We start from the raw sequence: 26085 nt of genomic DNA, 5'->3' as shown, positions 1-26085 counted from the left end.
CTCTTGTCAGTCCGACACGTCCGTGTCGCCAATGTCCGAAAGGCCCTCGGGGGCCTGTTCCAGCGACCCCGCCGGGGTCTTGGGCCTGCGGCCCTTGAAGTCCACGATCGGCGCGAGCCGCGCTTCGCGCAGTTCGTCCAATGCGAAGCCGAGCGCATGCAACGGTGCAGGCGCGCGCTTCTTGCTGATCTTTTGTCCGGGCTTGGGTTCGGGGGCCTCGCTCCAGACGATCTGCCACCCTCCGCCGTCGGCACGCTCCAGCGTGCCGCGAAACTTCTTGCGGTTGGCCGCCACCTGGCCGCCGGCCGCGGCGCCCATCGGCGCCTTCAGCGTCACGTCGATCACTTCGCCGACGAAACGCTCGAAATCCTGTTCGTGCCGCAGCGGGCGGTCGATGCCCGGCGACGACACCTCGAGGCGCTTGTAGTCGGCCCCGTCGACTTCCAGCGCAAATTGCAGTTGACGCGTGACCTTCTCGCAATCCTCGACCGTCACGAACGGCTCGGGCGCACCGATCACAGCCTCGGAGGTGGGGGCAACCCAGGGCAGATCAATCGTGACGCGCAGCAATCCCCCGGCCGATCGTTCGATCTCGACCAGGTCGTAGCCGAGTCCGGCCACGGTTTGTTCCACTACTTGCTGCAATGCCACGTGTCTGTATATGCCCTTGAAATTGCTCTTGCCGATCGCTCCGCGCCATCATTCGATGGATACCACCGAGTTCGCCATGCTCGCTGTCATCGAGAAATGCTTCGCCCAATAAAAAACGGGCGGTTGGTACCCGCCCGTTTGGTCGTGAGCCTCGAATTATATGCCAAAAGGTTCTCAAATGAGTGACGCTTTAAGCCGAGAAAGCGGTGGCACGCATTCTCGCTTTTCGCCAGACCCCCAGAAAGAGCAAGGAACCCAATGCCAGAGCGGCTGCAGCCACCAGCAAGGGCACGGCGAAGGAGCCGGTGCGCTGCGCCAGTGGAGCCGCGAACAGCGGCCCGAGGATCTGGCCGACGCCGTAGGCGGCGGTGGCATAGCCGATCAGCCCTGCCGCCGCGTTCCCGCGCAGCCGCCGTGCCTCGCGCACGGCGAACAGGGTGATCGCGGTGAACGGCATGCCCAGCAGCAGGCTGCCCACGGCGAAACCCGCGATGGTCGGCCACAGCACCGACAGCACGACGCCGGCCGCCTGCAGCGCATAGGCGATGGCCAGCAGGAGCCGGTTGTCCCATTGCACGGGGGCGCGGGCACCGATCAAGGCGCCAGGCACGATCGCCAGGCCGAACAGCGGCCAGAAGAAATCGGGCCAGGACGAGCCCGGCAGCGCCTGTCGCGCGATCACCGGCAAGAAAGTCGCCGTGATGATGTAGCCGAAGCCGGCCAGGCCATAGAGGCCGACGATCCAGCGCGCATCGCTGCGGTGGCGGGCCGTCGTCTCGGGTTGCGGCGCTTCGGGCGCCCTGCCCGCGCCCGTCGACGCCGCCGCGCCGTCGTCGAACACCCGCCAGATCAGCGCGATGAGCGCCAGCGCCAGCAGGCCGTAGCCGATCCACGCGGCATCCGAGCCCCAGCGCCCCGTCACGCCGCCGAGCAGGCCTGTCACGGCGATCCCGATCCCGGGGCCGGTGTAGATCACGCCGCCCAGCGCCGGCGAATGGGTTTCGGCCAGGCGCCGAAGGCCCCAGCCGGAGGCAAAGACGAACACCCAGGCGCTGACCACCCCGGCCGCGCCACGCAGCGCACCCCACACGGTGAAACCGTGCAACAGCCCCATGCCCAGCAGCAGCGCCGCCGTCGCCAGCAGGCCGCTGCGCACCATGAAGGCCGGCCGCAGCCGGATCGACGCGCACGACACGGCACCGATGAAGTAGCCGAGGTAGTTAAGCGAGGCCAGCACGCCGCCCGCCTGCAGGTCGAGCTTGCCCTCGTGCAGCATGAGGGGGAGCATGGGCGTGAAGGCGAAGCGGCCCAGGCCCATCGCCACGGCCAGCGTGACCATGCACGCCAGCGCGGCACGCCATGCGTCCCGCCGATCTTTTCCGATATTCGACATTCTTAGGGGCGTCTCTTTGTCTAATCGGCCACAGCGGCCGCCACGAGCTTGCGTGTGTAGGGATGTTCAGGGGCGTCGAGCACCCGCTCGACCGGCCCGTGTTCGAGGATGGCGCCGTCCTTCATCACGATGACCTGGTGCGCCATGGCGGCGATGACCTCGATGTCGTGCGTAATCAGCAGATAGCTCAGCCCGCGCTCGCGCTGCAGCCGCTGCAGCAGCCCGAGCACCTGCTTCTGGATGGTGACGTCGAGCGCGCTGGTCGGCTCGTCGAGCACCAGCAGCGACGGGTCGACGATCAGCGCGCGCGCGATCGCCAGCCGCTGGCGCTGTCCGCCCGAGAACTCGTGCGGATAGCGGTCGAGCAAGGCCGGGAACTGCGCCTCGCCCAGGCCGACATCGGCCAGCGCCGTCAGTACGCGCACCCGGCGCGCGGCGCGGTCGAGTTCGGGCGAGTGCACGGTCAGCCCCTCGCCGACGATCTGTTCCACCGTCATGCGCGGCGAGAGCGAGGAGAACGGGTCCTGGAAGACCACTTGCATGGTCCGGTGCAGCGCGCGGTCCTGCGTGCTGCCGGCACCCCAGTGTCGGCCATCGACCTCCAGCGCGCCCTCATGGGGCAGCAGGCCCAGCGTGGCGAGCGCGAGCGTCGACTTGCCCGAGCCCGATTCGCCGACCACACCCAGCGTCTCGCCCCGGGCGATCCGGAAATCGGCGCCCTCCACCGCCACGAAGGCGCCGGCGCGGAACCAGCCTGCGACGCCGGGGCGCGGCACGGGGTAGCTCACGCGCAGGCCCTGCGCGGCCAGCACCGGCGGCGCGTCGGCGGCCGGTGGTGGGACGACGTCGCGCGTCGGCCGGCTGTCGATCAGCCGGCGTGTGTAGGCGTGCTGCGGCGCACCGAACACATCGGCCACCGCGCCCTGCTCCACGATGTGGCCGCCTTCCATCACTGCCACGCGGTCGGCGAAGCGGCGCACCAGGTTCAGGTCGTGCGTGATCAGCAGCACCGCCATGCCGTGCTTCTGCTGCAGCGCGCTCAGCAGGTCGAGGATCTGACCACGCACCGTGACGTCCAACGCGGTGGTCGGCTCGTCGGCCAGCAGCAGGCGCGGCTTGCAGGCCAGCGCCATGGCGATCATGGCCCGCTGCCGCTGGCCGCCCGAGAGCTGGTGCGGAAAGGCCTGTGCGCGCCGGGCCGGCTCCTGAATGCCGGTGTCGGCGAGCAGCTGCACCGCCGCCGCCAGCGCGTCACGCTTGGACAGGCCCTCGTGCAGTTCGAGCACCTCGGCGATCTGGTCGCCCACGCTGTAGAGCGCGTTCAGCGCGGTCATCGGCTCCTGGAAGATCATCGCGATCTCCTTGCCGCGGATGCCGCGCAGCGCATGTTCGGACAACGCCAGCAGGTCGCGCTCGCCGCCCGCCGCATCGGCGAAGCGCGCACTGCCTTGGACCTCGGCGTTCTGAACCAGGCGCAGCAGGCTGAGCGCCGTCACGGTCTTACCCGATCCGGACTCCCCCACCAGCGCGAGCTTCTCGCCGACGCCGATCTGGAAGTCGATGCCATGCACCACCGCCTTGCCGCCGAAGGCGACGCGCAGCCCTTGAACGTCGAGCAGCGGTGTCATCATGTGTCCATCTTTCGGGGGTCGAGTGCATCGCGCAACGCGTCGCCCATGAAGGTCAGCAGCATCAGCGTCACGACCAGCACGCCGAAGGTCGACAGCGAGATCCACCAGGCGTCGATGTTGGCCTTGCCCTGGCTCAGCAGTTCGCCCAGCGACGGCGTGCCCGGGGGCACGCCGAGGCCGAGGAAGTCGAGCGAGGTCAGCGCCAAAATCGCCGCGCTCATGCGGAACGGCAGGAAGGTCACCACCGGCGTCATGCTGTTGGGCAGGATGTGGCGCCACATGATCTGCAGGTTGCTCACGCCCAGGGCGCGCGCGGCCCGCACGTAGTCCATCTGCCGATTGCGCAGGAATTCGGCACGCACGTAGTCCGACAGGCCCATCCAGCCGAACAGGCTCAGCAGCACCAGCAGCAGCGCGACGCTGGGCGCGAAGATGGCGCTGAAGATGATCAGCAGGTACAGCTCGGGCATCGAGCCCCAGATCTCGATGAAGCGCTGGAAGGCCAGGTCGATCTTGCCGCCGAAGAAGCCCTGGATCGCGCCCGTGATGACGCCGAGCACGACGCCGATGAAGGTCAGCGCCAGCGCGAACAGCACGCTCACGCGGAAGCCGTAGATCAGCTGCGCCAGCAGGTCGCGCCCGCGGTCGTCGCTGCCGAAGAAGTTCTCGCGCGACGGCGCGGCCGGGTTCGGCGAGGTCGCGAAGTAGTTCAGCGTCTTGGGGCCGTAGGGGTTGGGCGCGTAGACCGCCCAGTTGCCGCCCTGCGTGATGCGCTCGCGGATGAAGGGGTCGAGGTAGTCGGCCGGTGTCTCGAAGTCGCCGCCGAAGGTTTTCTCCGAATAGTCGCGCAGAACCGGGAAGTAGGTCGTGCCTTCGTAGCGCACGACCAGCGGCTTGTCGGTCGACAGCAGCTCGGCAAAGAGGCTCAGCACGACCAGCACGCTGAAGAGCAGCAGGCTCCAGAAGCCCAGGCGGTTGCGCTTGAAGCGGTGCCAGGCACGCCGGCCGGGGCTGTCGGAGAGGGGCGGCACGGCGCTAGTCAAACTTCACCCTCGGATCGACCCATACATAGCAGAGATCGGAAATCAGCTTGGTCACCAGCCCGATCAGCGTGAAGAGATAGAGCGTGCCCAGCACCACCGGGTAGTCGCGCCGGATCACGCTCTCGTAGCTCAGGAGGCCGAGGCCATCGAGCGAGAACAAGGTCTCGATCAGCAGCGCGCCGGTAAAAAAGGCACCGATGAAGGCCGCCGGGAAGCCGGTGATGATCGGGATCAGTGCGTTGCGGAACACATGCTTCCACAGCACCTGCCGCTCGCTCAACCCCTTGGCGCGCGCGGTCAGCACGTACTGCTTGCGGATTTCCTCGAGAAAGGAATTCTTGGTCAGCATGGCCGTGACCGCGAAGCTGCCGAGCACCATCGCCGTGATCGGCAGCGTGATGTGCCAGAGGTAGTCGACGATGCGCGCGCCCCACCCCATCGATTCCCAATTGGGCGAGGTCAGCCCCCGCAGCGGGAACCACTGCAGCTGCCCGCCGAAGATGACCAGCAGCGCCACGCCCAGCACGAAGCCCGGTATCGCATAGCCGATCAGCACGATGAGCGTGGTGACGAAGTCGAAGCGCGAGCCGGCCCGCACCGCCTTGGCCACACCCAGCGGCACGGCGATCAGGTAGCTGATGAAGAAGGTCCAGAGGCCGAGGCTGATCGACACCGGCATCTTCTCCTTCACCAGCTGCCACACGTCCTTGCGCTGGTAGAAGCTGGTGCCCAGGTCGAAGCGCGCGTAGCTCTTGAGCATCTGCCAGAAGCGCTCCGGCGCGGGCTTGTCGAAGCCGTAGAGCTGCTTGATCTCTTCGATGCGTTTCTCGTCCAGACCCTGGCGGCCGCGGTAGCCGGCACCGCTTGCGGCGGCGCGTTCGCCGCCCGAATCGCGCCCCTGCAGTTGCGCCACCATCTGCTCCACCGGGCCGCCCGGCACGAACTGGATCACGGCGAAGGTCAGCAGCAGCACGCCGAACAGGGTCGGCACCATGAGCAGCAGGCGCTTGAGGATGTAGCTGGTCATGCGTGGCGCCCGATCACTTGTTCGCGGGCGAGGCCCACCAGGTGCTCATCGCCCAGGTGTCGGCCTGGTAGTACGGCGGGACGGTCGGTGGCAGCACGAAAGGTGCCGGCCGGTAGCCGATCAGGAAGGCGTCGCCGTAATACTGCGGCACCGAGTAGTAGCCGTGCGACAGCACCCGATCGAGCGCGCGCATGGCCGTCACGAGTTCGGGCCGGGTCCTGGACGCCACCACCTTCTGCAGCAGCGCGTCCACGGCCGGGTCGGCGATGCCCCAGATGTTCGCCGAGCCGTTGGTCGACGCGGCCTTCGATCCGAACAGTTCGAGCAGTTCGCCGCCCGGCGCGGTGCTGCCGGGCAGACGGATCGTCGTCATCTCGAAATCGAAGTTGTCCATGCGCTGCTGCGACAACGAGAAGTCCACCGTGCGGAAGCTCATCTGGATGCCCAGCTTCTGCAACGCGGTCTGGAACGGTGTCGCCACCCGGATCAGCGAGGGCTGGTCGTTCAGGAATTCGATGGTGAAGGGCTCGTTCTTCGCATTGCGCAGCGCGCCGTCGCGGTAGGTCCATCCGGCTTCCGCAAGCAACGTGCGTGCCTTGCGCAGGTTCTCGCGCAGGCTGCCGGGCGGCGCGGTGCTGGACGACACCACGGCCGGGCCGAAGACCTCGGGCCGCAACTGGCTGCGCAGCGGCTCGAGCAGCGCCAGCTCGTCGGGCTTGGGCAGGCCCTCGGCATGGAACTCGCTGTTCGGGTAGTAGCCCTCGACCCGCTTGTACAGGCCGTAGAAGAGCTGCCTGTTGAGCCACTCGAAGTCCATCGCGAGCCCGATGGCCTGGCGCACGCGGATGTCCTTGAACTTGTCCTTGCGCACATTGAAGACGTAGCCCTGGAAGTCGCCCGGGTTCTTGTTCTCGAAAGCGCGCTTGACGATCTCGCCCGAGGTGAACTGCTTGCCGGTGTACTGGCGCGCCCAGTTGCGCGAGGTGAATTCGCGCATGAAGTCGTACTCGCCCGCCTTCAGACCCTCGAACTTCGAGGTCTCGTCGAGGTAGATCTTGAAAGACACGCGGTCGAAGTTGAACAGGCCTTTGCGCACCGGCAGGTCGGCGCCCCAATAGGCCGGGTCGCGCGTGTAGGTGATGTCGCGCCCCATGCGCGGGTTGGCGATCCGGTAGGGTCCGGAGCCGATCGGCACCTCGGTCATGATCTGGTCGAAGGCCTTGCCCTGGCCCCAGGCGCGGCTGAAGACGGCCATGCCGCCCACCACCAGGGGCAGTTCGGGGTTCGGGCTGGCGAAGTCGAAGCGCACGGTGCGGGCGTCGACGGCGATCACGTCCTTGACCTCGGCGTAGATGGTCTTGAACTGCGGCGCCGCCTCCTTGCTCATCAGCATGCGAAAGGAGTGCACCACGTCGGCCGCCTGCACCGGCGAGCCGTCGTGGAAGCGCGCCTTCGGGTTCAGCCGGAAGGTGGCGGAGCGCTTGTCCTCGGCCACCTCCACGTCCTCGGCCAGCAGGCCATAGGCGGTGGTCGGCTCTTCGGAATTGCCCGTGAGCAGGCTCTCGATCATCAGCGAGCCGATGCCGTAGGGCGCAGTGCCCTTGAGCGTGAACGGGTTGAACTTGTCGAAATTGGTGGGCCGCGTGGGCGGCACCATGCGGATCTCGCCGCCCTTGGGCGCCTGCGGGTTCACGTAGTCGAAATGCGTGAACCCCGCCGGGTACTTGACGTCGCCGAACTGCGCGTAGGCATGGGCGGCCCACGAGGGGGCCGCCGAGAGCAACATCACCAGGAGCAGCCAACCACGCATGCGAGAATTCTGCCCAAGATTTTCACGAGGCAACTCCATGGGCTTTCTTTCAGGCAAAAAAATTCTGATCACCGGCGTGCTGAGCAACCGGTCGATCGCGTATGGCATCGCCAAGGCCTGTCATCAACAGGGCGCGGAACTCGCCTTCAGCTACGTCGGCGAGCGCTTCAAGGACCGTATCACCGAATTCGCCGCCGACTTCGACTCGAAATTGATCTTCGACTGCGACGTGGGCGACGATGCGCAGATCGAGAAGCTCTTCGCCGACCTGTCGCAGACCTGGCCGCAGTTCGACGGCTTCGTGCACAGCATCGGCTTCGCACCGCGCGAGGCGATCGCGGGCGACTTCCTCGACGGCCTGTCGCGCGAGGGCTTCAAGATCGCGCACGACATCAGCGCCTACAGCTTCCCGGCGATGGCCAAGGCGGCCCTGCCCTACCTGCGCGACAAGTCGGCCCTGCTCACGCTGACCTACCTCGGCGCCATCCGCGCCCTGCCCAACTACAACACCATGGGCCTGGCCAAGGCCAGCCTGGAAGCCTCGGTGCGCTACCTGGCGCAGTCGCTCGGCCCCAAGGGCATGCGCGTGAACGGCATCAGCGCCGGCCCGGTCAAGACGCTCGCGGCCAGCGGCATCAAGGGCTTCGGCAAGATCCTCGCGACCGTGGCCGAGGTGTCGCCGATCCGCCGCAACATCACGATCGAGGATGTCGGCAACGTCGCGGCCTTCCTGCTGAGCGACCTGGCCGGCGGCGTGACGGCCGAGATCACCTACGTCGACGGCGGCTTCAGCAACGTGGTGGGCGGCATCGACGAGCCGGCTGCCTGATTTCCTGCTCTTCGCGCGGAGAGCGGCCTGGGAGGGTCGCGATGCAACGACGTCACTTTCTGATGATGGCCGGCCTGGCGACTGTGCTGGCGCCGCTTGCTCACGCCGCCGCACCGGCGCTCATGCTGGCCGACGTGTACCGGCCCGGCATGCCGCTCGACGGCTACTGGGTCAGCGAGAAATACGACGGCGTGCGCGGCTACTGGGACGGCCAGCGGCTCTGGACGCGCGGTGGCATCCGCGTCGCGGCGCCGGCCTGGTTCACCGCGCCGCTGCCTGCCGTGCCCCTCGACGGCGAACTCTGGGCCGGCCGCGGCCGCTTCGAACTGGCCACCTCGACCGTGCGCAGCGAAAGCCCCAGCGACGCGGCCTGGCGCGAGATGCGATTCATGGTGTTCGACCTGCCCGCCGAGCCCGGTGACTTCGACATGCGGCTGGCCGCGCTGCGCAAGCTGCTGCCGATCCCGGCGGCGCCGTGGGTGGTGCCGGTCGCGCAGCAGCGCGCCACCACGCATGCCGATCTGCAGGCGCTGCTGACCAAGACGGTGAAGCTCGGCGGCGAGGGCCTGATGCTCCACCGCGGCAGCGCCCCCTACCGCGGCGAGCGCAACGCCGACCTCCTGAAGTTCAAGCCCTACGACGATGCCGAGGCACGCGTCGTCGGCCACACGCCCGGCCAGGGCAGGCACGCCGGCCGCCTCGGCGCCCTGATCGTCGAGACGCCGCAGGGGCAGCGCTTCCGGCTGGGCAGCGGCTTCACCGATGCGCAGCGTCGCGACCCGCCGCCGATCGGCACCTGGGTGACCTACCGCTACAACGGCACCCACCCGAGCGGGCTGCCGCGCTTCGCCCGCTTCATGCGGGTGCGGACCGACGCGCCGAACTGATCGCCTTCAGGGCGTCAGGCCCTGCTTCAGCTTCGCCTCGATGTCGTCGAGCACCGGCAACAGATCGGCCACGCTGTCGATCACGTAGTGCGCGCCAGTCGCCTTCAACTTGGCGGTGGCGGTCTGGCGCAGTGCATCCTGCTGCGCGGCGTCGAGCGCCTCCCATTGCGCCAGCGGCAGGCCTACCGCATTGCCGCTGACGGCCAGCCCCACCGTCCAGGTGCCGGCGTTCAGGCCTTCCTCGATGCCGACGCCGGTGTCGTCCACCTTCACCACGCGCGACGGCGGCCACACGCCGAGGTCGGCGAAGGTGCGGTACATCATCAGCGGCGACGGCCGGCCGGCCGCCAGGTCGCCGGCACACACCAGGTTGTCGGGCACGTAGCCGCCGGCCGCGGCGATGGGCGTCACGATGTCCATGATCGGGCGGTTGTAGCCGGTGGTGGAGCCGATCTTCAGCCCGCGCGCGCGCAGCGTATCGACTATCTGCACCGCGCCGGGAATGAAATCGGCGAAGTCGGCTACCACCGCCGCGTTCATCGGCGTGAAGACCTCGTAGAGATGGTCGACGTCGGCATCGGTGAAGGGCTTGCCGTGCACCTGCTGCCACTGCGCGGCGATGCGGGGCAGTTGGCCGAGCGCGTGGATGTGGTCCCACTTGGCCATGCCCATGGGGCCGCGCGCCTCGTCGATGGTGAGCGCGACGCCGAACTTCTCGAACAGGCGCACGAAGGCACCCATCGGAGCGCAGGAGCCGAAGTCGAGGATGGTGCCGGCCCAGTCGAAGACGACGGCGCCGAGGGAAGTGGGTGGGGAGGTCATGGTGGACGGGATGAATAGGGTTACCAATCGGCGAACACGTCCTCGGCGATGCCGAAGGCGGTGCTGGCGCCGGTGCCGCTGGTGACGATCACCATCCGCGTGGCGTCGTCGGGGCGGTCGATCAGGCAGTCGGTGCTGGCCGACGAGGGGTAGGTGCCGACCCAGCGCTGGGTCACGGTGGCCTGCTGCAGCTTGAGCGTCTCGCGCAGGTGCCGCAGGATCAGGTCGTCGACGCGCTGATCCGCGAAGGGTTCGAGCACGGCGCCGTAGTGGTGCGAATCGCCCACCACCAGCGAGCCATCGGCGCTCTGCACGACGATCAGGTGGATGCCGTGGGCCAGCGATTCGCCCTCCTCCCGGCGCATCTGTTCGATCAGCGGCGCCGCCTCGGGCAGCTGGCTGTAGCCGTGGTAGCGCACCAGGCTCAGGTCGGCCATCACGGAGCCCGGCAGCCTGAAGCCCGGCTCGGGCTGCACCCGCAGCATGTGCAGCTGGCACAGGCACAACTGGTGGGGCACCAGGCGCTCGGCGAACAGGCCATTCAGGTCGGTGTTGGTGCAGACGGCCACGCGCTCGCCATGCAGCACGGCACGCGAGGTGCGCACGCGCGGCGCCGCGACCTCGAGGACGGCTTCGCCGAATCGGAACTCCACGCCGTGCGCCTCGGCCAGCCAGCGCGCCAGCAGGCCGATGGCGGTGCGCGACTCGACGCGCATCTCATGCGGGCTGTAGAGCACGCCTTGCGCACCGTCGAGCTGCAGCACCGGCGCGCGCCGGGCGGCTTCGCCCAGGTCGAGCAGTTCGCAGCCCTCGCCCATCTCGGTGGCCATGAAGGCCTCGAGCACCTTGAGCGCCTGCGGGCGGAAAGCCGTGAGGTACAGGCCCCGGTGCAGCGCCTCGATGCCGGCCTGCGGCGCAACCTCGCCCCAGATCTCGCGGGCGCGTCGGGCGCGGCGCCAGGTGTCGCCGGCGCCCTGCCCCGTGACGGTGACGAAGCCGAAGTTGCGGATGGACGCGCCCACGCAGGCCGCGTCGCGCTCCACCACGCACACGCGCAGGCCGCGGCGCGCCGCCACATAGGCGTGCGCCAGGCCGACGATGCCGGCGCCGACGACGATGAGATCGAAATTCGTGCTTGCTGAAGTCATGGTTCGGAAGAAAAGGAAGAACGCGTGCGGCCGTCGAAGCGGCCGCTCATCGGCCCGGTGACCGCCAGGCCTGCGTGCGCCGGTCGACCCACTTGCCCAGGGCCATGTAGAGCACCGTGACGACCGCCGAGGTGGCCGCGATCAGCACCGCCATGGCGGCGGCCGGGCCGGTGTCGCCGGCTTCGTCGAGGTTCAGGATGGCGACCGAGGCGAGCTTGGTATCCGGCGAGTACAGGAACACCACGGCCGAGATCGTCGTCATCGCGTTGATGAAGAAGTAGCGCGACACGTCGAGCAGCGTGGGCAGGCAGATCGGCAGCGTAACGCGCCAGAAGGTCTTGTAGAACGGCACCTTGAGCGAGGCCGACACCGCCTCGAATTCCGCGTCCATCGACTTCAGCGCGGTCACCATCGTCAGATGGCCGGTCGTGTAGAAGTGGACCATGGTGCACAGCACCAGCAAGGGCAGCGTCTGGTACAGCACGTTGAGCGGATTCGACGGCGCGTTGAAGAAGAAGATGTAGCCCAGGCCGAGCACCAGGCCCGGCACCGCCATCGGCAGCATCGCGAGCAGGCGCACGATCGGGCGCACCCCATCGAGGCCGTGGGTCTTCTCCAGCAGGTAGGCGCCGACGAACACCACCGCCGTGCCGAGCACAGCCGTGCAGGCCGCGAGCTTCAGGCTGTTGATCATCGCGTCGCCCAGCTCCGCGTCGACCAGGCCCGAGACGTAGTGCGTCAGGCTCGGTGCCAGGTTGTAGGGCCAGAGCGTCGCGAAGGACGCGAAGACCGCCATCAGGAACATCGCGAGCATCAGCGCGACGATGACGATGCAGTAGAGCGTCATGGCGCCGTCGAACACGCGCGCGCGCCTGGGCACCAGCGCCACGGCGCGCGCCGTGAGCGTGGCGGTCTGTTTGCGCTGCACCAGGTAGTCGATGCCGAAGGTGAGCGCCGCCGGCGTCAGCAGCAGCAAGGCGACCACCGCACCGCGCTGGAAGTCCTGCTGGCCGATGACCAGCTTGAACACGTCGGTCGCCAGCATGTTGAAGTTGCCCCCGACCACCTTCGGGATGCCGAAATCGGTGACGACGAGCGTGAAGCACACCAGCGCTGCCGAGATCAATCCGTACTTCGCGCCGGGCAGCGTGATGGTGAAGAACTTGCGCACGGTGCCGGTGCCCAGGGCGTCGGCCGCCTCGTAGAGCCGCGCATCGGCCAGCGTGAGCGCGGTGACGAGAATCATCAGCGCGTGCGGGAACGCCGCGAAGCACTCCGCCAGCACGATACCGGGGGCGCCGTAGATGCTGCTGAAGCCCAGCACACGCCAGAACTCCTTGGCCAGGCCCTGGTTGCCGAACCAGTAGATCAGCGAGATGGCCGACAGCAGCGACGGCGCCAGCAGCGGCAGCAGCGTGACGGTGCGCAACAGCGGCTTGAACGGCATGCAGCTGCGCGTGAGCGCGTAAGCGAAGGTGAAGGCCAGCGGCACCACGATGGCGGTCACCATCAGCGACACCCACACGCTGTGCCACAGGCTTTGCAGCAGCGCCGGCGACGCGAGGTAGGCGGCGAAGGCGCTGGTGCCGGAGGCGATGCCACCCTGGGGTGCATCGAGCGCCTTGGACAGGATCAGCAGGAGCGGCGCCAGCAGGCCGATGCACAGCAGCGCCACGATGCCCAGAAGCGCCAGGTTCGCGAGCCGGTCGCTCCAGTGCGCCTGCTGCCGCAGCGGCGGCGTCTTCACGTAGACAGGGGGGGCGACCATCAGCCCGCTGCCACCGGGAACACGCGCAGCCGGTCGGCGCGCAGCGCGAAACGCACGTTCGCGCCTTCATGCACGCCGAACTCGTCCATCTGGTTGAGCGAGTACTGCAACTGCAGCGGCTGGCCGGGCATGCCCTGCACGTCGACCTCGGCCAGGCAGTTGCCGCCGAGGAACTCGATGTGCCGGACCGTGCCCTCGCAGCGCAGCGGATCGTCGTCGCGCACGCCGACGCCGACCACGCGGTCTTCGGGGCGCAGGTACAGCGCGACCTCGCGTCCGGCGCGGAAGTCCGCCCCGGCGCCCGGCGCGCACTGCAGCCGCTTCTCGCCGCAGCGGAACCAGCGCTCGCCCTCGGCCACACCGGTCAGGCGGTTCACCTTGCCGACGAAGTCCGCCACGAAGGGCGACGCCGGCTCGCGGTACACCTGCATCGGCGTGCCGACCTGCTCGATCACGCCATGGTTCATGACGACGATGCGGTCGGCCACCGACAGCGCCTCTTCCTGGTCGTGCGTCACCATCACGGTCGTCACGCCGAGCTCGCGTTGCAGCGAGCGGATCTCGTTGCGCAGATGGACGCGCACGATGGCGTCGAGCGCCGACAGCGGCTCGTCGAGCAGCAGCAGCCCCGGCGAAGTCGCGAGCGCGCGCGCCAGCGCAATGCGCTGCTGCTGGCCGCCCGACAGTTGCGCCGGATACTTGCCGCCGCTGCCCGGCAGGCCGACCAGCTTCAGCAGTTCGTCGACGCGCGGCGCGACCTGCGCGCGCGACTGCTTGCGGTTGACCAGCCCGTAGGCGACGTTCTGCGCGACCGTGAGGTTAGGGAACAGCGCGTAGGACTGGAACATGATCCCGTAGTCGCGCCCGCCCGGCGGCAGCACCGAGATGTCGCGGCCGGCCTGCACGATGCGCCCGGCCGTCTGCGTCTCCAGGCCCGCGATGATGCGCAGCAGCGTGGTCTTGCCGCAGCCCGAGGGCCCCAGAAAGCAGACGAACTCCCCGCGCTCGATCGACAGGTGGATGTCGTCGAGCGCGGTGAAGCTGCCGAAGCGCTTGTGGATGCCCTGCAGTTCGAGGTAGGCCTTGGTCACGCGCGGCCCCGGCTTACTTCTTCGGCTCGCTCTTGGCGTCGTAGCGCTTGGACCATTCGGCCAGCGTGCGCTCGCGGCCGGCAGCGGCCTTGTCGAAGTCGAGCTTGATCAGGCGCGACTCGTAGTCGGCCGGAATGTTCGCGAGCTTGGGGGCCACGCCGGGCTGCGCGGTGATGGCGAAGTTCTTGCCGTACAGGATCATCGCGTCCTTCGACGAGGCCCAGTCGGCCAGCTTCTTTGCGGCCTCGAGCTTCTTGGTGCCCTTGTAGATGGCGAAGCCTTCCAGGTCCCAGCCCAGGCCTTCCTTCGGGAACACCAGTTCGATCGGGGCGCCCTTGGCCTTGTTGGTGTGGCCGCGGTACTCGAAGGACACGCCGGCCACGTATTCGCCGGCCGCCGCCATGTTGCAGGGCTTGGAGCCCGAGTGCGTGTACTGGCCGATGTTCTCGTGCAGCGCGTCCATGTACTTCCAGCCGCCGCCCTTGCCGCCGTCGTCGCCCCACAGCTGCAGCCACGACACCACGTCGAGGTAGCCGGTGCCCGACGATGCCGGGTTCGGCATCACGACCTGGCCCTTGAACTCGGGCTTGGTCAGATCCTTCCAGGTGGTCGGGATCGGGATGTTCTTCTTCTTGGCTTCGACGGTGTTGAAGCACACCACCGCACCGAACACGTCCATGCCGAACCAGGCGGGCGGCGACTTCTTGTCGCGGTAGGCCGGCATGATCGCGTCGAGATTCAACGGCGCGTAGGGCTCGAGCATGCCGTTGCGCTCGAACAGCGCCAGACTGGTGGCGGCCACGCCCATGATCACGTCGGCTTGCGGGTTGGCCTTCTCGGCCAGCAGCTTGGCGGTGACCACGCCCGTCGAATCACGCACCCACTTGATCTCGATGTTGGGTTCGACCTTGTTGAAGGCCTCCTGGTAGGCCTTGAGCTGGTCCGTCTCCAGCGCCGTGTAGACGATGAGCTGGGTTTTCTGGGCCAGCGCGGCGCCGGCGAAGGCCAGGCCGATCAGGCCGGCGATGAGTGACTTGGCGAGAGACATCGAGAAGCTCCTTGTCGAAAAAGAAAGGACTGTGCCGACACGAAACGACATATCCGTGACACAGGCGCCAAGCAAAATCGGGGCCACCTCGCGCATTTCGTCTATTGTCTTTTGAAGATCGTAGACAATCTACGACGTCGAAAGTAGGATGAGGCCATGGCTACCAAGATCTCCAGCAACCCCGCCATCGCGCAACTGCAGTCGAATTCGCTCGCCAACCTGGTGCAGCGCGAGATCGAACGCATGATCCTGGACGGCACGCTCCCTTCCGGTGCCAAGCTCACCGAAGCCACGCTGGCCGACCAGATCGGCGTCTCGCGCGGCCCGGTGCGCGAGGCCTTCCGCATGCTCGAGGAAGCCGGCCTCGTGCGCACCGAGAAGAACCGCGGCGTGTTCGTGCGCGACGTGCCGGTCGAGGAAGCCCTCGAGATCTTCGAGGTGCGCGCCGTGATGGACCTCTATGTCGGCCGCAAGCTGGCCCAGGGCATCACGCCCGCCGAGGTGCGCGAGCTGCGGCAGCTGGTCGACGCGATGGAGCAGGCCGTCAAGGGCGACAACGCGCACGACTACCACCGCTTCAACCTCAAGTTCCACGACCGGCTGCTGGAGCTGGCCGGCAACAGCAAGCTGCTCGCCACCTACCGGCGCCTGGTCAACGAGCTGTCGCTGTTCCGTCGGCAGAACCTCACGACCGAATCGATGACGGTCTACTCGCGCGAACATCGCCAGATCGTCAAGGCCATCGCCGCGGGCGACCCCGAAGCCGCCGGCCAGGCCATGTACCAGCACGTGATGAACAGCCGCGAGCGCACGCTGCGCAACTACGAACAGAAGCAGGCGGCGGCGCGCACGCCTGCGCGCAAGCCCGCCGCGGCCGTGGAGGCCTGACACCATGGCCTTGAGCCTGAGCGACATCGACGGGCTCTTCGCCCGCCATGGCGCCGCCCAGTACAGCGGCGAACCCGTCACCCAGCTCGAGCACGCGCTGCAGACCGCGCTGCTCGCCGAACAGGCGGGCGCCGACGACGAACTGGTCACGGCCGCCCTGCTGCACGACCTGGGCCACCTGCTCAACGACCAGGGCGAGACGCCCACACTCCGCGGCGTGGACGACGTGCACCAGTACTTCGCCCTGCCCTTCCTGCGCGGCGTGTTCGGCGAACGCGTGCTCAAGGCGATCCAGTGGCACGTCGACGCCAAGCGCTACCTGTGCGCGACGCGCGCCGGCTACTGGCAGCAGCTGTCGGACGACTCCAAGCGCAGCCTCGAACTGCAAGGCGGCATCTTCTCGCCCGAACAGGCCGACACCTTCATCGCGCAGGAACACGCGGCCGACGCGGTCGCGCTGCGCCTGTGGGACGACCAGGCCAAATCGCCGGACCGCCCCACGCCGCCACTCGCGCACTACCTGGCACGCGCACAACGCTGCATGCTGGCCCGCGCGTGACGATCAGCGGCCCGGTCGTGATGGCCGTCCTGTTCGGCGCGCTGCTGCACGCCGGCTGGAACGCGCTCATCAAGTCCGGCCGCGACAAGCAGCTCGACACCGCGCTCATCCACAGCCTGGGTTTCTTCGTCGCGCTTCCGGTGCTGCTGTGGACCGGCCTGCCGGCGGCGGCGTCATGGCCCTACATCTTCACATCGACCGCCATCCATCTGGGCTACTACATCGCCCTGGCGGGCGCCTATCGGCACGGCGACCTCGGCCTGACCTACCCCGTGATGCGCGGCAGCGCGCCGCTGCTCGTGGCCATCGGCAGCGTGGCCTTCATCGGCGAGCACCTGTCGGCCGTCTCGTGGGCCGGCGTGGCCGTGGTGTGTGCCGGCGTGCTCACGCTCGGGCTGTCGCGTTCGTCGCTGCATGCCGGTGGCGAAGCACAGCGGCGCCAGGCGTTGCGCTTCGCCTTCGGCAACGCCGCCATCATCGCGCTCTACACGGTGGTCGACGGCCTGGGCGTGCGCGCCTCGGGCGACGCGCTGGCCTACGTCGCCGCGCTCTTCCTGTTCGACGGCATTCCCTACCTGCTGCTGGTGATGTGGCAGCGCGGCGACCAACGCGGCGCCGCGGTCCGCTACATGGCGGGGCGCTGGAAGCTCGCCGCCTTCGGCACCCTCGCCTCGATGGGCAGCTACGCGATCGCGCTGTGGGCGATGACGCGCGCGCCCGTCGCGCTGGTGGCGGCGCTACGCGAGACCTCCGTGCTGTTCGCCGCGGTGATCGGCACCCTGCTGCTGCGCGAACCCTTCGGATGGCAGCGCGCCGCCGGCACGGCGGTGGTGGTGACGGGCGTGATGGCGCTGCGCTTCGGCTAGGGCCGGTCCGCAGCGAGCCACTTCCCGACACCCTCGAGAAATCGATCGGCGGCACAGAGCTCGCTGGCCGCGATCCATTCGTTGGGCTGATGCGCCTGCGCGATGGCGCCCGGCCCGCAGACCAGCGAAGGGATGCCGGCCCGCTCGAAGAAGCCGGCCTCGGTGCCGAAGGGAAGCTCGGCCGGTGGCCACCGCGCGCCGAACGACCGGGCGATGGCCGCCGCCTCGCCGGCGTTCTTCGCCGCGAGCGCGGGCACTTCCGCGATCTGGGCCGTTTCCACGGCCACGCCCGTCGGCAGCCCGGACAGCAGGCGCTCGACCTCGGCCTTCACGGCGGCCGTGCTGGACGCATCCGGTGGCCGGAACTCCCACAGCACCTCGCAGCATCCGGGCACGATGTTGATCGCGGTGCCGCCACGGAGGCACCCGATGTTCAAGGTCGTGCGGTTGCCGTGCAGGGCCAGCGTGCGCCCGTACTTCGCCAACGCCGCGATCCACAGCGCCGCCGGCTCGATGGCACTGACACCCAGGGCCGGATGGCTGGAATGCGCTGGGCGGCCGCGAAAGACGGTGCGCTGCCCGTAGAAGCCACGATGGGCCCGACCGATGCGCATTTCGGTCGGCTCGCCGATGACGGCCAGGGCGGGCGGTTGCACATGCGCCTGCAGATCGGCGATGAGGCGCGGAACGCCGAAGCAGCCGACCTCCTCGTCGTAGGAGAGCGCCAGATGGACAGGGCGGCGCAGGCCCAGGCGGCGCCAGCGCGGCACGGCCGCCAGGCATGCGGCGATGAATCCTTTCATGTCGGCCGATCCCCGCCCGTAGAACCGCCCATCGCGTTCGATCAGTGTGAACGGGTCGGAATGCCAATCCTGATCGTCGACCGGGACCACGTCGGTGTGGCCGGACAGGACGATGCCGCCTGCCACGTCCGGGCCGATCGTCGCGAGCAGATTGGCCTTCGTGCCATCGTCGCTGTGGACCAGCCGCGCCGCGATGCCAAGGTCGTCGAGGTACGCCGCCACCCAGCGGATGAGATCGAGGTTGGACCGGCAGGAGGTCGTGTCGAAGGCGCACAGCGTCCGGAGGATGTCGACCGTGTCCATGATGGCGGCTGCGGATCGATGCCGCGCGGCTCAAGGTCGTGACGACGTCGCGGGCATGGCGGCGCGCCCCGCGGTCCGGCGTGTCGCCACGAAGAATCCGAGCAGGATCAGCACCATGCCCGCAACGTGGAAAGCGCGCACCGGCTCTCCCAGCACGATGAAGGCAAGAAGCGCCGTGAACAGTGCGACAAGGTGGAACGAAACGCCGGTCACCGTCGCGCCGAGCGACGCGACGCAGCGGTTCCAGAGGATGAAGGCGAACAGCGAGGCGAAGACGCCGATGTAGAGCACAGCGCCGAGCGAGGCCAGGTCTGCCGGGATGCGCGCACCCCGCGCAAGCTCGACGGCCCAGAACGGCATCAGCACGAGCAACCCTGCCGCCATGGTCGCCGCCAGGAACACCAACGGGCTGATCGCCGCGGGCTTGCGTCGCAGCAGGACGGAATAGATGGCGTAGTTGGCAACGGCCAGGAGCACCAGCAGTTCGCCGCCGTCGACGCGCAGTGCGGCGAGGCTGGTCATGTCGCCACGGGCCACGATCCAGGCAACGCCCGCGAACGAGATCGCGATGCCGACCAGCGCCCTCCCCGTGATGCGCTCGACGCCGAGGGCCACGGCCGCCAGCGGCACCATGAGCGGCAGGGTCGAATTGAGGAAAGCGACGCTGGCGGCGGGCACGGTCTGCAAGGCGAGGTAGCCGAGTGCGTTGTAGCCGGCGATGCCGAAGGCGCCGCAGGCGGCGATCAACGCCCAGTGCCTGGCCAGCAGGTCCCGTTCAAGCCAGGCCTGCCGCCAGACGAAGGGGGCCAGGACGACCAGCGCAACGACCCAGCGGCCGACCGCCAGCGAGACCGGTGGAAAGACAGGCCCGAGTGCGCGGCCCAGCACGAGGTTGCCGGCCCAGAACGCCGGCGGCAGCCACAGCAGCCAGACCGGGCGGGTCCACAGGGCGAACAACGCGTTGCGCATCACAGGCCCTGCAAGCCGATGCGCACCCGGCGGTTCGAACGGCCCTTGTTCTCGATCTTGAGGATTCGGATCGGACGCGATGCCCCGGTCGAGGCCAGATGTGTTCCCCCGCAGGCCTGACGATCCAGCCCGGCGATCTCGACGATGCGGATCAGGCCTTCCGAAGATGGTGGCGGCGCCACCGAGCGAGAACGCAGCAGACCCTTCTCGGCGTGGGCGGCGGTCATGGAGACGTAGCTTGTCTCGACCGCGAGGTCCTGGGCGATGACATCGTTGAGTTCCGGCTCCAGAGCGCGCAGACGATCGTTGTCGGCATCCGGCAGGTCGAAGTCGATGCGCGCCGTCCCGTCGTCGTTCATCTGGACGCCGGTCACCAACGCACCGTCGAAGTCCCGGTAGACGAGCGCATTCAGGACGTGCAGGTCGGTGTGGAGCTCCCGCATGCGCTGGCGGAACACCGGGTCGACCCCAACCTGCACGTCGCCCTCGACCTCGATGCCGCCGGCCACTTCGATCCAGACCGCGCCGCCCTCCTCGCAAAACCCGGTGACTGCGGCTTCGCCGCCTTGCCACCGGATGACGCCCCTGTCCGGAAGCTGCCCGCCGCCGCCGGGATAGAGCGGATGTCGGGAGAGAAGCAGCGCGCCGGGCCGGGTCCGGACGACCGTGGCGTCCAGCGTCAGGATCTCAGGGTTGTCTTGGCAGAAGAGTCGCGTCATGGATGGCCTTGCTGATGGGGCCAGCATGGCAGGACGGCTCGGAAAGCTATTGGTCGAAATTGAGCGTCGCGCGGACGTCAGGATGCGCCCGCGCGCACGTACTGCAGCGGTGTCATGCCGAAGGTGCGCTTGAAGTGCTTGTTCAGGGCGCTCTGGTCATAGAAGCCGGAAGCCAGCGCCGCCTCGGCGACGGACCGGCCCTCCCGCAGATGCCGGAGCGCCCGCCGCAGACGCCATTGGGTCAGGTACGCATGCGGCGTCAGGCCCAGCGTTCGCTTGAACGCAACGATCAGCTGGAACGGCGTCAGGCCCGCGGCCGCGCCCAGCTGCTCGAGCGTCAGGTTGTCGGCATAGCCATCGCGCACGAGTTCGAGCGCGGGTGCCAGCGCGGCCGCGTCACGTGGCGCTTTGGGGAGGCGCTTGGCCGCCTGCCCGTGTCGCTGCAGCAGGTCACCGAAGGTGCGGACGAGCGACTCGCGATGAAGGGACGCGTTCTGCGCATCCGCCTCCAACGCGTGGTGAAGGGCCATGAACCGCGTGACGAGGTCCTGGTCGGGCACCGCATTCGACGTGAAATACCCCGGTCGATCGAGCCCGACGGCCTGCAGCATGTCGCGGAGGGCCGGCTCGGCCAGATAGAACGACCGATAGCGCCAGCGCGCGCTGCCGGCCATGCGGCCCGAATGCGGCTCGGACGGATTGAAGACGAGCAACGCGCGCGGATGGGCGACATCCGTGCGGCCACGGCTCCTGAACTCCGAACCGCCGAGCTCCGTGACCGCGACGACGAGGGAGTCGTGCACGTGCGGCGCGTAGTCGTGCGTCGTGAAATCGGCCTGCAGCAGATCCATGCCCGACAGGCCGGGCGCATGCCAGTAGCGAGAGGTGTTGCCGGGGTCCAGACGCGCCATGGGACTGCATCCGATAGCGCGTCTGCCCAGCGCTCTCAGGCCGGTTGGGCGGCGCGCACGCAGTCGGCGTAGTAGCGCTTCTTGCCCGTCTCGTCGACGCGCGCCACCAGGCCGTGGATGTCGGTCTCGAAGCCCGGGCACTCGGCGTTGAACTCCCGCGCGAACTTCAGGTAGTCGACGATCTTCTTGTTGAAGACCTCGCCAGGGATCAGCAGCGGGATGCCTGGCGGGTACGGCGTGATCAGGCTCGTCGTGATGCGGCCTTCGAGCTGGTCGATTTCGACGCGCTCGGTCTTGCGGTGCGCGATGTGGGCGAAGGCGTCGCTCGGCTTCATCGCCGGCGTCAGGTCGCTCAGGTAGATCTCGGTGGTCAGGCGTGCGATGTCGTAGCGCGCGTAGAGCTCGTGCACACGGTGGCACAGGTCGCGCAGGCCCAGGCGCTCGTAGCCCGGATGGTTCTGGCAGAACTCCGGCATGATCCGCCACATCGGCTGGTTGCGGGCGTAGTCGTCCTTGAACTGCTGCAGCGCCGTCAGCAGCGTGTTCCAGCGGCCCTTGGTGATGCCGATGGTGAACATGATGAAGAAGCTGTAGAGGCCGGTCTTCTCGACGATCACGCCGTGCTCGGCGAGGAACTTGGTCACCACGCTGGCGGGAATGCCGGTGTCGGAGAACTTGCCCTGCAGGTCCAGGCCCGGCGTGACGATGGTCGACTTGATCGGGTCGAGCATGTTGAAGCCGTCGGCCAGCTTGCCGAAGCCGTGCCAGTTGCGCTTGGCGCTCTTGGCCTTGCTGTCGGTGCTGCCCTCGCCCTTCATGATCCAGTCGTCGGCGCGGCCGATGCCTTCCTCGACCAGCTTCTCGGGGCCCCAGACCTTGAACCACCACTCGTCCTTGCCGAATTCGGCTTCCACCTTGCGCATCGCGCGGCGGAAGTCGAGCGCCTCCAGGATGCTTTCTTCCACCAGCGCGGTGCCGCCGGGCGGCTCCATCATGGCGGCGGCCACGTCGCAGCTCGCGATGATCGCGTACTGCGGGCTGGTCGACGAGTGCATCAGGTAGGCCTCGTTGAACAGGTCGCGGTCGAGCGCGCGGTTCTGCGAGTCCTGCACCAGCACGTGGCTGGCCTGGCTGATGCCGGCCAACAGCTTGTGCGTGGACTGCGTGGCGAACACCAGCGACTCCTTCGGCCGGATGCGGCGCTTGCCCATCGCGTGGTAGGCGCCGTAGAACGGGTGGAAGGCCGCGTGCGGCAGCCAGGCCTCGTCGAAGTGCAAGGTGTCGACGTAGCCGTCGAGCATGTTCTTGATGGTCTCGGTGTTGTAGATCACGCCGTCGTAGGTCGACTGCGTGAGCGTCATGACGCGCGGCTTGACCTTGTTCGGGTCGCGGTCCTTGAGCAGTGGGTTGGCCTTGATCTTGGCCTTGATCGCGCTCTGCTCGAACTCGCTCTTGGGGATCGGGCCGATGATGCCGAAGTGGTTGCGCGTGGGCTTCATGAAGACCGGAATCGCGCCGGTCATGATGATCGCGTGCAGGATCGACTTGTGGCAGTTGCGGTCGACCACCACCACGTCGTCGGGCGCCACCGTGTGGTGCCACACCATCTTGTTGCTGGTGCTGGTGCCGTTGGTCACGAAGAAGCAGTGGTCGGCGTTGAAGATGCGCGCCGCATTGCGCTCGCTGGCCGCCACCGGGCCGGTGTGGTCGAGCAGCTGGCCGAGCTCTTCCACCGCGTTGCACACGTCGGCACGCAGCATGTTCTCGCCGAAGAACTGGTGGAACATCTGGCCGACCGGGCTCTTCAGGAAGGCCACGCCGCCCGAGTGCCCCGGGCAGTGCCACGAGTACGAACCGTCTTCCGCGTAGTCGATCAGCGCCTTGAAGAAAGGCGGCTGCACGCCTTCGAGGTAGCTCTTGGCCTCGCGGATGATGTGGCGCGCCACGAACTCCGGCGTGTCCTCGAACATGTGGATGAAGCCGTGCAGCTCGCGCAGGATGTCGTTCGGGATGTGGCGCGAGGTCTTGGTTTCGCCGTAGATGTAGATCGGCACCTCGGCGTTCTTGCGGCGCACCTGCTCGATGAAGCTGCGCAGGTTCAGCACGGCCGGGTCGAGGTCGGGGCCGGGCGTGAACTCCTCGTCGTCGATCGACAGGATGAAGGCGCTGGCCCGGCTCTGCTGCTGGGCGAACTGCGACAGGTCGCCGTAGCTCGTGACGCCCAGCACCTCGAAGCCCTCGCTCTCGAAGGCCTGCGCGAGCGCGCGGATGCCGAGCCCCGAGGTGTTCTCGGCGCGGAAGTCCTCGTCGATGATGACGATGGGAAAGCGAAATTTCATGCGGGTGGCTCCGGAGACGCGAAGAGACGAAGAGGCAAAAGCGCAAAGAGGGGCGAAGTGTACGGAATTCGCGTGAAAGCGCCGTGCGCCTTTTGCCCGAGAATGGCCGGCCCGCAACAACGAGGAGATGACATGGCCGACTCCACCCTCTGGTGGCTCATCGCCAGTGGCGCCATCGTGCTGGAACTGCTCACCGGCACGGTCTACCTGCTGCTGCTCGGCGCCGGCTTCGCCGCTGCGGCGATTTCCGCGCATGCGGGCTTCGGATTGCGCACGCAGCTGCTCGTCGCGGCCGTCGTGGGCGTCGGGTCCGTGGCGGCGTGGTACCTGGTGCGCCGGCGCCATCCGCCAGCCGCACCCAGCGGCGCCAACCGCGACGTCAATCTCGACATCGGGGAGCGCGTGCACGTCGACCACTGGAACGACGACGGGACAGCCCAGGTGCATTACCGCGGGGCCCTGTGGACCGTGGTACCCCGCCCCGGCGACTCGCCCCGCACCGGCGAGCACCGCGTGGCCGAAATCATCGGCAGCCGCCTCGTCCTCGACAAGATCTGAATCGAGCCGAAGCCCCTCAACAAGGAAGCACTCCATGGAATACACCGTCCCCCTCGTCATCCTCGTCATCGCCGTCATCTTCATCAGCCAGTCGGTCAAGTTCGTGCCGCAGCAGAACGCCTGGGTGCGCGAGCGCCTGGGCAAGTACCACAGCACGATGACGCCCGGCCCGAACTTCCTCATCCCCTTCATCGACAAGGTCGCCTACAAGCACAGCCTGAAGGAGATCCCGCTCGACGTGCCCAGCCAGATCTGCATCACGCGCGACAACACGCAGTTGCAGGTCGACGGCATCCTGTATTTCCAGGTGACCGACCCGATGCGCGCGAGCTACGGTTCGTCGAACTACATCATGGCCGTCACGCAGCTGGCGCAGACCTCGCTGCGCAGCGTGATCGGCAAGCTGGAGCTGGACAAGACCTTCGAGGAACGCGACATCATCAATGCCCAGGTGGTGGCTGCCATCGACGAGGCGGCGCTCAACTGGGGCGTGAAGGTGCTGCGCTACGAGATCAAGGACCTGACGCCGCCGAAGGAGATCCTGTTGGCCATGCAGGCGCAGATCACCGCCGAGCGCGGCAAGCGGGCACTCATCGCGGCCTCCGAAGGCCGGCGCCAGGAGCAGATCAACATCGCCACCGGCGAGCGCGAGGCCTTCATCGCCCGCTCCGAGGGGGAGAAGCAGGCGCAGATCAACAACGCCCAGGGCGAAGCCGCGGCCATCACCGCCGTCGCGACCGCCACCGCCGACGCCATCGAGCGCGTGGCCGCCGCCATCCGCCAGCCCGGCGGCGAGCAGGCGGTGCAGCTCAAGGTGGCCGAGCGCGCGGTCGATGCCTACGGCAAGGTCGCGGCCGACGCCACCACCACGCTGATCGTGCCCAGCAACATGTCGGAAACAGCCGCGCTCATCGCTTCGGCCATGCGGATGGTGCAGGCTGGCAAAACGGGCCCGAGTGCAGGTTAGAATCGAAGGCTGTTCGGAGCGGTGGATGAGCGGTTTAAGTCGCACGCCTGGAAAGCGTGTGAGGGTTAATAGCCCTCCGCGGGTTCGAATCCCGCCTGCTCCGCCAACAGACTAAGAAATACGCCCCTTTCGGGGCGTTTTTTCTTTCAGTTCCCACAATAAGACCCACAAAGCTGCCGGCGTCTGGAGGTTCCAGGAGATCGGTAGTAACGGACGAGGAGACAGTATGGCAACGGCTCTGACCGCACATCCGGCTCGCACTATCGTTGCAAGCATCCTGGATCTAAAGGGGGCCCCGGCATTCGCCGAAGAGCCAATGCTTTCGAATGCGCCCTACGCGGCAATGCGGGACAAAGTCTTCCTTGTAGCGGAGACGGTCGCCGCTCTGTTCGACCAATCCCCAGCGGAACTGACAAGTGCGCCTGGCCTTTCTCAGCTCCAGACCGGCTTTCAGCAAATCCTCGCCGAGCTGAATGCGTTCATTTCGAACAAGAACGCCGGGCATATCGCGAACGCCAGCAACTACGTAGAACAACAGATCCTGTCGCTGCTATGGGCGTTCGGCCCAAAGATTGACACGCTTTCTCCTGAAACCGTGGTGCGGCTATTCCAGCAGCAGGCTGAGTTCAGCAGGCAGACCATTGCTGAGGTTAGTGCTCAAAGAGACGCGCTTGGAATCACGCTTACGGACTTAAAGATCGCAGCTGAGGCCCAGCAGTCGAAGTTTGATGCACTGTCCGAGCGGGTTGCTCAAGAAAGGGCAGAGGCAGCCGCGGCTGTAGCAAAACTTGATCAGCAATTTGCTCAGAATGAAAGCGCCCGACTGACAGTGTGAATCGCCCCGGTTTTTGAGGAGGCTCAACACTCTGAGAGGATTGAGCCATGAGCAAGTCGAACAAGTTCTCACCCGAGGTGCGTGAGCGCGCGGTGAGGATGGTGCAGGAGCACCGTGGGGAGTACCCGTCGCTGTGGGCAGCTATCGAATCCATCGCACCCAAGATTGGATGCGTGCCGCAGACGCTGCACGATTGGGTCAAGCGTGTGGAGGTCGACAC

At 67.6% G+C, this 26085-nt stretch carries 24 protein-coding genes, 1 tRNA gene and 1 pseudogene; 10 read left to right on the top strand and 16 right to left on the bottom strand.

Going from position 1 to position 26085, the window contains the following annotated elements:
• Window positions 1-6: 6 nt before the first annotated feature.
• From rimP to N8A90_RS12450, 6 genes are all read right to left on the bottom strand, one after another.
• Entirely contained in the window at window positions 7-651 is a 645-nt protein-coding gene (gene rimP, locus N8A90_RS12475; RefSeq protein WP_262075218.1) for a ribosome maturation factor RimP, read from the bottom strand.
• 190 nt (window positions 652-841) lie between these two features.
• The gene (locus tag N8A90_RS12470) at window positions 842-2044 is read right to left on the bottom strand and encodes a YbfB/YjiJ family MFS transporter (protein WP_262075217.1); all 1203 of its coding nucleotides are present in this window, start codon (window positions 2042-2044) and stop codon (window positions 842-844) included.
• Window positions 2045-2064: 20 nt separating this feature from the next.
• On the bottom strand, window positions 2065-3675 hold the full coding sequence (locus N8A90_RS12465) for an ABC transporter ATP-binding protein (RefSeq protein ID WP_262075216.1): 1611 nt from the start codon (window positions 3673-3675) through the stop codon (window positions 2065-2067).
• Window positions 3672-4706 carry an ABC transporter permease gene (locus tag N8A90_RS12460; protein WP_262075215.1) on the bottom strand — a complete coding sequence of 345 codons (1035 nt, stop codon included), beginning with the start codon at window positions 4704-4706 and terminating at the stop codon, window positions 3672-3674. Before N8A90_RS12460 ends, N8A90_RS12465 begins: the two co-directional genes overlap by 4 nt.
• A 4-nt stretch (window positions 4707-4710) precedes the next feature.
• The gene (locus N8A90_RS12455) at window positions 4711-5745 is read right to left on the bottom strand and encodes a microcin C ABC transporter permease YejB (protein ID WP_262075214.1); all 1035 of its coding nucleotides are present in this window, start codon (window positions 5743-5745) and stop codon (window positions 4711-4713) included.
• A 13-nt stretch (window positions 5746-5758) separates the two neighbouring features.
• Window positions 5759-7555: an extracellular solute-binding protein gene (locus N8A90_RS12450; protein WP_262075213.1), complete on the bottom strand. Its 1797-nt coding sequence runs from the start codon at window positions 7553-7555 to the stop codon at window positions 5759-5761.
• Window positions 7556-7592: 37 nt separating this feature from the next.
• Here N8A90_RS12450 and fabI point away from each other — a divergent pair, with 37 nt between their 5' ends.
• Together fabI and N8A90_RS12440 are read left to right on the top strand one after the other, a co-directional pair.
• On the top strand, window positions 7593-8384 hold the full coding sequence (gene fabI, locus N8A90_RS12445) for an enoyl-ACP reductase FabI (RefSeq protein ID WP_262075212.1): 792 nt from the start codon (window positions 7593-7595) through the stop codon (window positions 8382-8384).
• Window positions 8385-8425: 41 nt separating this feature from the next.
• Window positions 8426-9271: a DNA ligase gene (locus tag N8A90_RS12440; RefSeq protein WP_262075211.1), complete on the top strand. Its 846-nt coding sequence runs from the start codon at window positions 8426-8428 to the stop codon at window positions 9269-9271.
• Between the two features lie 6 nt (window positions 9272-9277).
• Here the strand turns inward: N8A90_RS12440 and phnX are convergent, their stop codons facing one another.
• Genes phnX through N8A90_RS12415 form a run of 5 tightly spaced genes read right to left on the bottom strand, consistent with a single transcriptional unit; the run spans window position 9278 to window position 15148 of the window.
• Window positions 9278-10093 carry a phosphonoacetaldehyde hydrolase gene (gene phnX, locus N8A90_RS12435; protein WP_262075210.1) on the bottom strand — a complete coding sequence of 272 codons (816 nt, stop codon included), beginning with the start codon at window positions 10091-10093 and terminating at the stop codon, window positions 9278-9280.
• Between the two features lie 20 nt (window positions 10094-10113).
• On the bottom strand, window positions 10114-11241 hold the full coding sequence (locus N8A90_RS12430; RefSeq protein ID WP_262075208.1) for a TIGR03364 family FAD-dependent oxidoreductase: 1128 nt from the start codon (window positions 11239-11241) through the stop codon (window positions 10114-10116).
• Window positions 11242-11287: 46 nt separating this feature from the next.
• A complete protein-coding gene (locus N8A90_RS12425) occupies window positions 11288-13009 on the bottom strand; it encodes a putative 2-aminoethylphosphonate ABC transporter permease subunit (RefSeq protein ID WP_262075207.1) in 1722 nt (573 codons plus the stop codon).
• The gene (locus tag N8A90_RS12420) at window positions 13009-14100 is read right to left on the bottom strand and encodes a putative 2-aminoethylphosphonate ABC transporter ATP-binding protein (RefSeq protein ID WP_262075205.1); all 1092 of its coding nucleotides are present in this window, start codon (window positions 14098-14100) and stop codon (window positions 13009-13011) included. Before N8A90_RS12420 ends, N8A90_RS12425 begins: the two co-directional genes overlap by 1 nt.
• A 13-nt stretch (window positions 14101-14113) precedes the next feature.
• Entirely contained in the window at window positions 14114-15148 is a 1035-nt protein-coding gene (locus N8A90_RS12415; protein WP_262075204.1) for a putative 2-aminoethylphosphonate ABC transporter substrate-binding protein, read from the bottom strand.
• Window positions 15149-15304: 156 nt separating this feature from the next.
• Here N8A90_RS12415 and N8A90_RS12410 point away from each other — a divergent pair, with 156 nt between their 5' ends.
• From N8A90_RS12410 to N8A90_RS12400, 3 genes are read left to right on the top strand one after another with little or no spacing between them, the layout of a single operon-like run.
• A complete protein-coding gene (locus N8A90_RS12410; RefSeq protein ID WP_262075203.1) occupies window positions 15305-16036 on the top strand; it encodes a phosphonate utilization associated transcriptional regulator in 732 nt (243 codons plus the stop codon).
• Window positions 16037-16040: 4 nt separating this feature from the next.
• Window positions 16041-16595: a phosphonate degradation HD-domain oxygenase gene (locus N8A90_RS12405; RefSeq protein ID WP_262075202.1), complete on the top strand. Its 555-nt coding sequence runs from the start codon at window positions 16041-16043 to the stop codon at window positions 16593-16595.
• The gene (locus tag N8A90_RS12400) at window positions 16592-17461 is read left to right on the top strand and encodes an EamA family transporter (RefSeq protein ID WP_262075201.1); all 870 of its coding nucleotides are present in this window, start codon (window positions 16592-16594) and stop codon (window positions 17459-17461) included. Before N8A90_RS12405 ends, N8A90_RS12400 begins: the two co-directional genes overlap by 4 nt.
• Here the strand turns inward: N8A90_RS12400 and argE are convergent.
• The 5 genes from argE to N8A90_RS12375 form a co-directional block, all read right to left on the bottom strand.
• The gene (argE, locus tag N8A90_RS12395; protein ID WP_262075200.1) at window positions 17458-18567 is read right to left on the bottom strand and encodes an acetylornithine deacetylase; all 1110 of its coding nucleotides are present in this window, start codon (window positions 18565-18567) and stop codon (window positions 17458-17460) included. The two genes, N8A90_RS12400 and argE, sit on opposite strands and share 4 nt — an antisense overlap.
• 30 nt (window positions 18568-18597) lie before the next feature.
• Complete coding sequence (locus tag N8A90_RS12390) at window positions 18598-19536, bottom strand: DMT family transporter (protein WP_262075199.1); 939 nt, start codon at window positions 19534-19536, stop codon at window positions 18598-18600.
• Window positions 19536-20255, bottom strand: coding sequence for an alanyl-tRNA editing protein (locus N8A90_RS12385; RefSeq protein WP_262075198.1), 720 nt, complete (start codon window positions 20253-20255; stop codon window positions 19536-19538). Before N8A90_RS12385 ends, N8A90_RS12390 begins: the two co-directional genes overlap by 1 nt.
• Window positions 20256-20332: 77 nt before the next feature.
• Window positions 20333-21166 carry an AraC family transcriptional regulator gene (locus tag N8A90_RS12380; RefSeq protein WP_262075197.1) on the bottom strand — a complete coding sequence of 278 codons (834 nt, stop codon included), beginning with the start codon at window positions 21164-21166 and terminating at the stop codon, window positions 20333-20335.
• A 35-nt stretch (window positions 21167-21201) separates the two neighbouring features.
• Complete coding sequence (locus N8A90_RS12375) at window positions 21202-23505, bottom strand: arginine/lysine/ornithine decarboxylase (RefSeq protein WP_262075196.1); 2304 nt, start codon at window positions 23503-23505, stop codon at window positions 21202-21204.
• A 132-nt stretch (window positions 23506-23637) separates the two neighbouring features.
• On the opposite strand from N8A90_RS12375, the gene N8A90_RS12370 reads away from it, so the two are divergent.
• The 5 genes and pseudogenes from N8A90_RS12370 to N8A90_RS12350 form a co-directional block, all read left to right on the top strand.
• Window positions 23638-24063, top strand: coding sequence for an NfeD family protein (locus N8A90_RS12370; protein WP_262075195.1), 426 nt, complete (start codon window positions 23638-23640; stop codon window positions 24061-24063).
• 34 nt (window positions 24064-24097) lie between these two features.
• Complete coding sequence (locus N8A90_RS12365) at window positions 24098-25030, top strand: SPFH domain-containing protein (protein WP_262075194.1); 933 nt, start codon at window positions 24098-24100, stop codon at window positions 25028-25030.
• A 15-nt stretch (window positions 25031-25045) separates the two neighbouring features.
• Window positions 25046-25136 (top strand) — tRNA-Ser (locus N8A90_RS12360).
• Between the two features lie 120 nt (window positions 25137-25256).
• A complete protein-coding gene (locus N8A90_RS12355; RefSeq protein WP_262075193.1) occupies window positions 25257-25865 on the top strand; it encodes a hypothetical protein in 609 nt (202 codons plus the stop codon).
• A 47-nt stretch (window positions 25866-25912) separates the two neighbouring features.
• Window positions 25913-26085 (top strand): annotated as a pseudogene (locus tag N8A90_RS12350) (IS3 family transposase); the annotation flags it as partial.

Source organism: Variovorax sp. N23 (assembly GCF_025486315.1).
Taxonomy (GTDB): domain Bacteria; phylum Pseudomonadota; class Gammaproteobacteria; order Burkholderiales; family Burkholderiaceae_C; genus Variovorax.
The sequence above is the reverse complement of the archived record's forward strand: the minus strand, read 5'-3'. Positions and strand labels throughout refer to the sequence as shown.